Source organism: Geitlerinema sp. PCC 7407, assembly GCF_000317045.1.
GTDB lineage: Bacteria > Cyanobacteriota > Cyanobacteriia > PCC-7407 > PCC-7407 > PCC-7407.
The window spans coordinates 2,168,350-2,179,771 of sequence record NC_019703.1 but is presented as its reverse complement, the minus strand read 5'-3'; the positions used below and the strand labels follow the sequence as shown (position 1 = coordinate 2,179,771).

Here is an 11,422-nt window from a genome sequence, read left to right as displayed (position 1 = left end):
CTGTACAGATCAGCAGCAGCGCTAATTGATTCATTCGTTCTCATCAAGCTCAAGAATTCTGTGCAACTACCAACCTCAGCAAAACCAAGTGACGGATGAACACCTTCGAGATTACCATCCAGCGCAAATCAGGTGCATACTGGCCGATTGTTGTCGAACATACCCGACCGGGCGTGCTTCTACCTATCCGCGCTGAAGGGTTTCTCCAGCTTACTCAGGAGGATTTTTCGGAACTCACTAGCCTACTAGGACAGCCGAGGAACTACGGTACGCGCTTGGGCAAAGCACTGTTTCGAGACGAAGTGCGCGATGCCTTTGTCTGTGCTTTACGCGACTCGACTGAACCTCTGCGGGTACTGCTGTTTATCGAAGCCGAAGACAGAGAACTGAGAAGCTTGCGTTGGGAAAGGCTGTGCGCCAACATTGATGACGGTTGGTATCTGTTAGCCATTGAGCAGCGAACGCCTTTTTCCCTGTATATCCCCGCCATTACTGATCGCCGCTTTCCTCCCATTGGACGGCGGGACTTGCGATCGCTGGTATTAGTAGCCAGTCCCTCTGGACTCGGACGGTTTAGCTTAGACTCCTTCGATGTAGAGGCGACTGTAGAGAGCGTCCGGCAAGCGCTGGGAGAAATTCCTTGTGATGTGCTGGCTACCGTTAATGGAGCGATCGGACTTCCCAACTTAGATGAACTGTGCAAGCAGCTCACCGACCGAACCAAGCAATACACCTTGCTGCACGTTGTCTGCCACGGCAAGCTGATCGAGGGAGGAGAGACGGTTCTCTACTGGGCCAAAGCCGATAATTCCGTCGAACCAGTAACCGGGACTCGCTTGTTAGAACGGTTGCGATCGCTACGAGGAGCGAGGGGTCTACCGCACTTTGCCTTTTTCTCCACTTGTGAGAGTGCTAGTTCAGAAGCAGAAGAGGCATTAGGGGGATTAGCTCAGCGCTTGGTGCGCGATCTGGGGATGCCTGCGGTGGTGGCGATGACTGAAAAAGTGACAATCAAGACCGCCCAAGCTTTGGCAAAGAGCTTTTACCGTCAACTGAAGGAGTCGGGAGAGGTAGACTTAGCTTTGAATGAAGCGACAGCAGGACTCGCGGAACGTCACGACATCACTGTCCCAGCTTTGTTCAGCCGTCTGGGGGGACGCCCCCTTTTCAGTGACAAGCTTGACCGAGACCTAACCAACGCCGAAATTCAGTTTGGTTTAGAGCGTCTGCAAAACTTGCTGATTGAGCGGGCACCCGTGCTGCAAGAGAAGTTGAAGCAGCAGGCAGATATCCTGGATAGAACACTGGGTGCAGATGCAACCGCACTAAGCAAAGAAGCACGTCAGGAGCGAAAGGAGACTTTAGAGGAGGTCAACAACCTCTGTGATGAAGTCCTCGACCTGAGCTTCAACGCTTTGGCATTGGAGCAGCAACCACCAAAATATGATTCTCGTTGTCCTTTCCGAGGGCTATCTCCCTTCCGCGTCGAAGACCAAGAGTTCTTTTTTGGACGCGATCGCCTCATTGAGCAACTGCGACAGAAGTTGACCAAGCATAACTTCTTAGCCGTGCTAGGAGCTTCCGGCTCTGGAAAATCATCCGTGCTGCTAGCTGGTTTGATTCCACAGCTACAGAGTCAACAGCCAAATTTACAGCTAGTCTACCTGACTCCAAGTAGCGAACCGCTAGTACAACTCAATGCAAGTCTTTCGCATCTGACTCCTGAGCCTTCAGTACTGCTGGTAGACCAGTTTGAGGAACTATTTACTCTATGTACTGATGAAGCCAAGCGAGTTGAATTCATCGACCGATTATTAAACCTTGCCCAGCAGCAGAAAACAATCATTACGATGCGGGCAGATTTTTGGGGAGAGTGCGCCTCCCATCGGCAGCTCAAAGAGCTGATGCAGGCAAGGCAAGAATTGATTGCGCCAATGGACTCCGGCGAACTCCGCAAAGCGATTGAAATGCAAGCATCCCACGTACATCTACGTTTTGAAGCGGGCTTGAGCCACTTGATTCTCGATGAGGTACAAGGAGAGCCAGGGGCAATGCCACTGCTGCAACATGCTTTACTAGAGCTGTGGAAGCGGCGACATGGACGGTGGTTACGCTGTAAAGAATACGAGGCGATCGGCGGTGTGAGGATGGCGATCGCAAAGACTGCTGATGATGTTTACAATAGCTTGCCATCTAATGAGCAAGACCAAGTCCGGGATATCTTTGTGCGCCTCACTCGCTTGGACGAGAGTACCGTACAGGGAGAAAAGCGACGGGACACGAGACGGCGAGTGTGGCTCGATGAGTTGGTACCCAAAGGAGGCGACCTAACGGCGACAAAGCAACTGGTGAAGCGTTTGGCAGATGAAGGAGCCAGACTGGTCGTCACCAGTACAGGCCCAGCCACCAATAAAGAAACAGTGGAGGTAGCTCATGAGGCGTTAATCCGCTACTGGCCGAGTTTACAACAATGGCTGGAGGAGAATCGCAGCAACTTGCAACTGCGGGAGGCTATCCGTCAGGCTGCACTAGATTGGGATGAAAACCAGCGAAAGGAAGAATATCTGGAGCATCGAGGCGGACGATTGGAGGATGCTGAGGTGCTATCCAAGCAAACTGGGTTTTTGAACCAACTCGAAGCTGAGTACGTAGATGCTTGTGTCGAGTTGCGCGATCGCCAACGTCGCAAGGAGAAACGTCAGTTTATGGTAGTTTCGATTTTCTCCATAGTGGCATCGGCGCTAGCCGTTTTTTCAACTATTCTGTATAGGCGAGCCGAAATTGGACAGATCACTGCCCTCCGGCAAACCTCAGAAGCCCGTTTCGCAGTCAATCGATATACAGTTGATGGGCTACTGGTTGGTTTGGATGCTGCCAGCCGCTTTCAATCACTCCTTTGGGGCAATCCGAGAATGCAGGAGGATATGCAGGCAACGTTGGCAGCAGCAGGTTACTGGACGCGAGAGCACAACCGTCTGAAAGGGCATCAAGCTACGGTTCAGAGTGTTAGATTTAGCCCAAATGGTGACAGACTTGCCACAGCCAGCTATGACAATACGGTGAATCTGTGGCACTCGGACGGCAGACTAATCAAAATCCTAAAGGAACATACAGAACCCGTAGTGAGCGTCAGTTTTAGTCCCAATGGACAAACGATTGCCTCTGGCAGTCAGGATGGAACAGTCAGGCTTTGGGATCGTAACGGCAATCCGATACGGATGATCAATACTCATAAGAACACGGTTTTCAGTGTCCAATTCAGCCCCGATGGTCAGACAATTGCCACAGGCAGCGATGATGGAACCGTGCAACTGTGGCGTACGGACGGTCAATTGCTCAACACTATCCAGGGACATAGTAACGTGGTCAGGGGAGTAAGTTTCAGCCCTGACGGAAATCGAATTGTTACAATCAGCGATGACAGGACAGTAAAGCTCTGGAGACGTGATGGAACGCTGCAGAAAATCCTCAGTGCACATACTGACGTTGTTACGAGTGCAGACTTCAGCCCAGATGGTGAAATGTTTGCAACCGCCAGTCTGGATCGAAAAGTAAAACTCTGGAGTCAAGAGGGTCAACTTCTAGAAACCCTTGACCATCCTCAAGAAGTATGGAGCGTCAGATTCAGTCGCGATGGACAAACGATTGCCTCCAGTAGCACTGATGGCAGTGTGAATCTTTGGGCGCGAGATGGCAGAAAACTTGACACATGGGCTGCTCATGAAGGACAAATTCCCAGTGTGGATTTTAGCCCAGATGGACAGATGCTTGTCACCGCTAGTAATGATAAGCTCACAAAAATTTGGCAGGTGAATCGAAGCTGGCTAACTGTGCTGGTTGGGCATAATGGTTTTGTAAATAGCGTTCAGTTTAGCCCGGATGGTAAATGGGTGGTGAGTGCAGGGTCTGACAAAATGGTAAGGCTTTGGAGCCCATCAGGTAAGTTACTCTCCACTCTAAAAGGGCATCAAAGTGAGATTTATAGTGTAAGCTTCAGCCCAGATGGGCAAACGATCGCCTCTGCTAGTAATGATGAAACTGTGAGGCTCTGGAGTGTAGAACGACAAGCACTAAAAATACTTCAAGGTCATCAAGGAGCCGTAAATCAGGTCAGCTTCAGTCCCGATGGACAAATAATCGCCTCTGTTAGTGATGATGCAACCGCAAGGCTTTGGCGCTCAGACGGTACAGAGCTTAGAACCTTTAGGGGGCATCAGGGTAGGGTATTAAGTGTCAGTTTCAGTCCCAATGGACAAATAATTGCTACTGCTGGTGACGACCGGACCGTGAGACTTTGGGGTTTAGACGGTAAAGAACTCAAGATATTTCGGGAACATACCAATCCAGTTCGACACGTCAGTTTCAGCCCCAATGGACAAATAATTGCCTCTGCTAGCAGTGATGAAAGCATCAAGTTGTGGAGTCTGGACGGAAAGGTTATTGCAACGCTGAGAGGACATACGGCTGCTGTGCTTGAGGTCAGTTTCAGCCCTGATGGACAAACCATCGCCTCTGCTAGTAGCGATCGGACGATCAAACTTTGGCGACGGGATGGAACGTTAATTACAACCCTAATCGGACATCAAGCTGACGTGAATGCTGTAAGTTTCAGTCCTGATAACCAATGGTTAGCTTCTGCTGATTTGAATGGAGTTGTCTTGCTGTGGAAAGTATCAAATCTCAATCTGAAGGAGTTGCTGGAGAAAGGCTGTAGCCAGATTCGCGATTACTTAAAAACCCAACCCAACAGTTCACACCATTTCTGCAATTAGGGGTAAATTTTGCACAGCAGGCGACCGTCTGTCCCAATTTTCATTGGGCTCCTCTCGCTACTCTACTCCCTATAAATTGAGTAGTCGCTGAACTTCTTCACGCCACTAGGCAATTCCTTCAAACCATCCGAACCTATTCGTAGAGTTCTCGTCGCTTCTGCATCTGCAATCAACACTCCTACTTCATAGGTAGCTCGATTATCAACTTCTCCACCAATAATCACTCCTGACACTTCCCAGTTGCCATTTCTATAATTAACTATTTCATCTAAGTAATATTTGCCCTCGCCTGGAGCAAAAATAAAAAGCCACAGACTCATATCTTCTTCTAAATGCTTGTAAGTACCACTGAACGTACTTCTCATAGGAACTGTGCTATGTTCAGCAGGACTTATGAGTCGCACTTCTGGTTTTTGGACTGTTAGATTCTTACGGATAACTGGAATATCTTGCTGAGAAGGGTCATGTCCCCCAAGAGCTTGTAGCCCCCTCTCAAAAGCTTTATCAAATACATCGGGTCGATTCCCTAAAGCTTCATCCCTTAACGCTTCATAAAAGCCTCGAACAAATTTGATTGCGGCATCATCCCCAATGGCACGATTCATTCCAATCACATAGGCAATGTTCTCTGCAATTAAGTCAGCGGCTTTGACTGAATAGCAAGCATTGAGGATTACACACTCCACATCAGTAAGATTGCTAAAAAATCCTGCTAGCCCCTTTGGTTCCAAGGGGTGTTTTTTGGTCTTATCATTTTCGTCATCTAGGAGAAAACTGCCGTCCTCTAAACCATGTCCACAAAAATGAACGATTTGAGGAGATTCATACCTAATTGCTTGACGAACTTTGTCAACAGTTTTAGCAGTGCGTTGATCAACATCAAAGCTCTTTGAGCCTCCTTGCATGATCTCTTCAATCTCTTCAATCTCCTTCCCTAAATCCAGATCGCTCTGCGCAGAAAATGCTGCTAGAATCAAAATCTTCTTCTTGGCTACATTTGTTCCAGTCATAGACCCAATACGCTCTAGTTTACATAGGTGCAATATGACAAATTTCCAATCGAGTAGAGATTTCCGCCCTCAAGTCAAATAGCCAGTTCTGATAGGTTCATCTTTCAAGCTGCTTAACACAGAAAAGGGGAAATCTCTTTATGAAAAAGAGACAAGATTTAAGTACTCAGTGCCAACACTTTTACTAAGGTTGCTTATTCGGGATTAGATTCGGATTGTTCATCTTCTCGACTGCCTTCTTGGATTATCTCAGGAGGAATGATAGGATTGGATTTGGGTTGCCCACCTTCTCGACTGCCTTCTCGGATTATCTCAAGACGAATGATTTGACCAAACCACTCTGTTCCATTTAGGTCATTCCTAGCACGAGCTTCACTAGATCCATCTTCTAGCTGCACATACGCGGTGTTGTCGTCACGTTCGAGTTTGATATCAATTTTTTGAATTACACCGAAGCTTGAAAAAAGCTTCCTCAAATCCCCCTCAGCGACCTGTGCAGGTAAATTCGTCACTCGGATAGTCATGATTCACCCTGTTCAATAAGCATTTTAATTTTTCTAGAAGGGAGTATGGCAAGTTTTAAAATAATTATGTGCTTACTGAAAGCTCCTCGCTATTCAATTCTATATAGAGATTCGAATATTCCTGTACTAGCTCTGTCTAAGGGAACCTAGCAAATTTAAGTTGCATTCCCAAAATCCTATCAGCCTCATATGATAATAGAAGTACTTCAAAAATTACTCAAGTTATTTTTGTAAGAGTTCTAAACAACGGTAGCACATTAGGTGACAATGAATAGTAATGGTTAGGAGCGCAAAGCGTCATTGTAATGATGCACAAAGTACCAAATTGCCCCAATGTGGTTACTCAACTTCTTGGAAAACGACAAGGTCTTGCGAACTAAGCGTCCGATTCGCTGCCGTAAGGTGTTGTTAAATCGCTCAATGTAACTGGTTTGCCCAGTTTCTTTGCTAACTACTCGATGCCGCTTCCTCGGTAGTACCTGCTGATAAGCTTCCCAAAAATCGGTGTAGCAGATCGCGCACTGACGATAAACGGCTGGCAAGGATTGCCAAAGCCCCTTTGCATCTTGCCGAGAACGCGTACCGACAAATAACCCAACAATTTCACGGCTATCAGCATCAATCGCCAACCAAATCCAGTGTTTATTTGCTTTAGAGCCAACATAGGACCATATCTCATCCAACTGAATTGTCAACCGTCCCCGGTTTTTTGGGTGACTTCGATGGTCTTCGGTGTTTGGTAGAACTTCTGATTGACATACATTTGTAGCCAGTGAGGAGAAACGCCCGTCACCCGTGCAATCGCTGCTGGGGCTAGGCGTTCGAGCAACAACTTATCAATCAGTTGGCGAGTCGACTCATCAATTGATTGTCGGGTAGCACCCTCAACAAACTGCCGTCCATAGTCTCGGCAGTGGAATCGTGGTTTGCTGTAATGGGTATGCTCGTATTTGATAATTTAAGAAGATTGGCACTTGGGGCAATTCATCGATTTAGCTGCAATGCTTGATTCTCCTAGCTTATCAAATTACTATTACCATGCATTACTACTCGTAATGGGAAACACTGCTGCATACCATCTCTGGCTGAATCGCATCACTAATTTGAGTAAAATAGGAAGTTTCCTAGTCTATTGAAATGCAGTAACAACAACAATGAGTGACCCGATGGTAGATATCCTCATGGCTTTCCAAAAAATGGAAGACCGGTTTTTGGAGTTTATGATTGCGCTGAGCATTTCCGGAAGGTTGATTGCAGGAATTCTTCTGTGAGGATGATCGCCCTTATTCCGCCTCGCCGATAAGGGTAAAAGCGGCCCAGTCCCCTGGATCGGGGTATGTTTCCATCGTGCTCAGCATCGCTTGGCGGAGGGCCTGGGCCTTGTTGGGGTTGGTTTGCAGATTTTGGTAAAAGGCCGTCATCAGGTCAGCGGTCGGCGCATCCGGGACCGCCCACAGCGAGACCAGGACGCTGGGCACCCCGGCGGAGATTAGCGATCGCGACAGACCGATCACGCCATCCCCGGTGATTTTGCCGCGGGCCGTGTCGCAGGCGCTCAAGACGACTAGCTCTGCCTGGAGCTGCAAGTCCAGAATTTCTGCGGCGGTCAGGAAGCCGTCATCCGTTGAGGACGGCGTCAGGGCGATCGCGCTTTCGAGGCCCCGCACATTGTCCAGTAGGCCATGGGTGGCTAAGTGAATCAGGCGAGCCTGCGGCATTTTTCCGACGATCGCCGTTTCCGTGCCTTGGCCCCCGGTAATTGCGTTGACCTTTAGGAGAGCGGCGATCGCCTTTGCCTCGGCCTCTGCGCCCGGCAGCGGGGACAGGGGTTCTTTCGGCTCTCCCGGCGACAGGGCCATGCTGGGCATGGCGGGATTACCCAAAATGAGCGCTTCACCCTGGCGACTCTTTGGCTGGCTAGCCAGTCGCTCTCGCTGCTGTCGCGTCAGGGCCAACACCTGGATCGAAGGCGCTGTGAGAATCGTGTGCTTTTGGATTAGATAGTCGCCCTTGGCGTCCTGGAGCGCTGGAAAAGGCACCTGAAAGAGGGAGCCTTGGGGAATAAAAATCACGTGGGCGTCGGGGTCTTGGGGCAGCAGGTCCGCAATGGGGTCAATGAGCAGCTGGTGGAGGGTCGGCCAGCTAGCGCGAGAGGGAGCAGCCGAAGCGGAGGCGGCAGTAAGGCCCTGGCGGTTGCGACCGGCCAGAAAAGCTTGGTGCCCAACCACCACATCCGCCAAGGAGGCGCTGTGCTGCTGCCACAGCGAGGAGAGATCGACGGGCCGGAAGCTGACCTGACCGTCCGGCTGGATCACCCAGATATAGAGGGCCGATTCCCGGGCTTGCCCTGGGTTCTCGCGGGCGAGGTTGTCATAAATAATTGAATACTGCACCAGCGTGGCGTTCTGGTCTTGGGCAATTTGCTGGATTTGCTGAATGCTAGGGGCTGACGTTGCTGCCTGATTCGGGAGCGATGTCTTATCGCCAAATTTCTGCGCCAGCAGCTCGACGAAGGCTCTGGCCCGTCCCCGCTCGGCGATCGCCAGGGCTGCTCCTGGCTTATTTTGGGCGATAAGAACCCGTTGCAGGGTGCGATAGCTTCTTGCTTGCTCCTCGAAGATCGATATCTTATTCTCATCGCTCAGGCCGGCCCGCAGGGATTCCCAGATTTCGATCGCCGCAACGAGGGCCTTTTCGGCAGCATCAGTCTTGCCTGACTCAAAGAGCGTCACGCCGAGGTTATTGAGCGCTAAGCCTTCGCCGCTGCGATCGCCCACCTGCCGAAAGATCGCGATCGCCTGCTGATGAGATTCGATGGCCTTCTGGGGCTGGGAGAGAGAGCGATAAGCATTGCCCAGGTTCATCAGGGCCAGGGCTTCGCCCTTGCGATCGCCGATTTGCTGAAAGATCCCGAGGGCCTGCTGATGAGCCTCGACGGCGCGCGGGTACTGACCGAGAAACTGGTAAGCATTGCCGAGATTGAGGAGCGCGCTGGCTGCGCTATTGCGATCGCCGATTTGCTGAAAGATCCCGAGGGCCTGCTGATGAGCCTCGATGGCGCGCGGGTACTGGGCGATAGACTGGAAAACGTTTCCCAGATTGGTGAGGGCCGCCCCTTCGCCGCCGCGATCGCCGATTTGCTGGAAGATCGGGAGCGCCTGCTGGTGATACTCGATGGCCTTTTGATACTGGGACAGGGCCTCATAGGCATTGCCCAAATTCATTAGGGCGAGGGCTGTGCCCTGGCGATCGCCCACCTCCCGAAAGATCCCCAGGGCCTGCTGGTGATCCTCGATCTCCCGCTCGTACTGAGAAAGAAAACCGTAGGCATTGCCCAGATTCACCAGGGCCCTCGCTTCGCCCCGGCGATCGCCGATTTGCCGGAAGATCGGGAGCGCTTGCTGATAGTACTCAAGGGCGCGCGGATACTGGGATAGAGCGCTGTAGGTCAGCCCCAGATTTGCGAGGGCCACCGCTTCGCCGCTGGGATTGCCCACTTGCTGAAAGATAGAGAGCGCCTGCTGATAATACTCCAGGGCGCGCGGATACTGGGACACAGCGCGGTGAATATTGCCCAAGCTGCCGAGGGCCGACGCTTCGCCGCTGGGATTGCCCACCTGTCGAAAGATCGGGAGCGCTTGCTGGTAGTACTCGATCGCCTTTGCGTACTCCGAGAGAGAGTCATAGGCATTCCCCAGATTCACCAGGGTCTTGGCTTCGCCATTGCGGTTTGCGGCTGCTCGGTACTGCTCTAGGGCCTGCTGCCAAGACTCGATGGCCGCTGGGTACTGGCTGGTTTGGAGCTGCTGCTCGCCCTGCTGAAAGAGGCGGTCTGCGTCTGTCTGGCGAGCGTCGGGGGTCTGGGCCTGGGCCGCAGAGGAGGCGATCGCGCCGAAGGGCAGCGGCAAAAACGGCCCAGCCGGGAGGGGAGCAAGGAGCGAAACGAGCAGGGCAATCTTTGGGGGGCGCATAGGCGAAGGCACTCTCTAGGACAAAGCTCTCAGAAGGGATACACCGCTTCGCCGTTCTTTCCCGAGGTAAAGGAAAATGCCTCAGCGGTCTGCGATCGCCCTAAACCTCCGAGAGGCTGCCTCCGTAGGCCACCACGCAGTTTCTGCCCTGGGCCTTGGCCTGGTAGAGGCTCTGGTCTGCCTGTTCGATCAGGGCTTCTAGGGTGAGGCTAGGGCTCGGCACCGCGCTGGCGAGTCCCAGGCTGAGGGTGAGGTAGGGACTGACCGCTGACTTTTCGTGGGCGATCGCCAGGGCCTGCACCTCGCTGCGGATGCGCTCTGCGACGCGCTGCGCTTCGAGCTGGCTGGTCCGGGGCAAGACCACGGCAAACTCTTCCCCACCGTAGCGAGCCACCAGATCTACGGCTCCCCGCACGCAGGACTGGAGGCACTGGGCGACGGTCCGCAAACCCTCATCTCCGGCTTGATGGCCATAGGTGTCGTTATAGGCCTTGAAGAAATCCACATCGCAGAGAATGAGAGTCAAAGGGGCCCGCTGAACAAGGGCCCGCTGCCACTCTTGCTGCAAATACTCATCAAAGCTGCGGCGATTGGCCACCTGGGTCAGGCCGTCGACGTGGGCCAGGAGCTGAAGCTGGGAGTTGGCGTCGGCGAGCTGGCGATTGGCGGCCTCTAGCTGCTCGCTGAGACAGCGCTCCTGCTGCATTTGCTTTTGGAGCAGGGTGCGCAGCGCCTCTTCTTCTTGGACGCGATGGCGCAGCTCGTCCATGACCCACTGGGTTTGCATCAAGCGCCGCACTCGCTGCCGCAGCACCGCCCAGTGAATGGGCTTGGTGACATAGTCGTCGGCCCCCACGGCAAAGGCCCGATCCACCGATTCTGTATCATCTAGGCGCGTGATCATCAAAATGGGCGGACAGGCGTCGCCAAACTGTTCGTGGAGAGCGCGACAACACTCGAATCCGTCCATTTCTGGCATCACAGCGTCGAGCAAGATGATATCGGGTCGCTGCTGCTGACAAAGATTCAAACAGTTTCGGCCATCCTGGGCCTCGATGGTTTGGTAGCCCTCCTGCTCCATAGCCCGCTGCAAGACTAGGCGCAGAGTTTTTTCGTCATCAACAACAAGCACAAGGGGCATGGAT

General features: G+C 52.1%; 6 protein-coding genes. 1 reads left to right on the top strand and 5 read right to left on the bottom strand.

Annotated features, from left to right (window positions below):
* Positions 1–95 precede the first annotated feature (95 nt).
* Positions 96–4,772 (top strand): CHAT domain-containing protein, encoded by a 4,677-nt coding sequence (locus tag GEI7407_RS09025; RefSeq protein ID WP_015171837.1) that lies wholly within the window; start codon positions 96–98, stop codon positions 4,770–4,772.
* A gap of 62 nt (positions 4,773–4,834) precedes the next feature.
* Here the strand turns inward: GEI7407_RS09025 and GEI7407_RS19470 are convergent, their stop codons facing one another.
* From GEI7407_RS19470 to GEI7407_RS09000, 5 genes are all read right to left on the bottom strand, one after another.
* Entirely contained in the window at positions 4,835–5,782 is a 948-nt protein-coding gene (locus tag GEI7407_RS19470; RefSeq protein WP_015171836.1) for a CHAT domain-containing protein, read from the bottom strand.
* A gap of 194 nt (positions 5,783–5,976) precedes the next feature.
* Positions 5,977–6,306: an RNA-binding protein gene (locus GEI7407_RS09015; RefSeq protein ID WP_015171835.1), complete on the bottom strand. Its 330-nt coding sequence runs from the start codon at positions 6,304–6,306 to the stop codon at positions 5,977–5,979.
* Between the two features lie 281 nt (positions 6,307–6,587).
* Positions 6,588–7,264 (bottom strand): IS1 family transposase gene (locus GEI7407_RS20705; protein WP_396229533.1). Its coding sequence is split into 2 segments (ribosomal slippage): positions 6,588–7,012 and positions 7,012–7,264, totalling 678 coding nucleotides; the frame shifts between segments, so codons are not numbered across the junction.
* A gap of 325 nt (positions 7,265–7,589) precedes the next feature.
* Positions 7,590–10,277, bottom strand: a complete 2,688-nt coding sequence (locus GEI7407_RS09005) for a CHAT domain-containing tetratricopeptide repeat protein (RefSeq protein WP_015171833.1) — start codon at positions 10,275–10,277, stop codon at positions 7,590–7,592.
* Positions 10,278–10,377: 100 nt separating this feature from the next.
* On the bottom strand, positions 10,378–11,418 hold the full coding sequence (locus tag GEI7407_RS09000) for a diguanylate cyclase domain-containing protein (protein WP_015171832.1): 1,041 nt from the start codon (positions 11,416–11,418) through the stop codon (positions 10,378–10,380).
* Between the last annotated feature and the right edge of the window lie 4 nt (positions 11,419–11,422).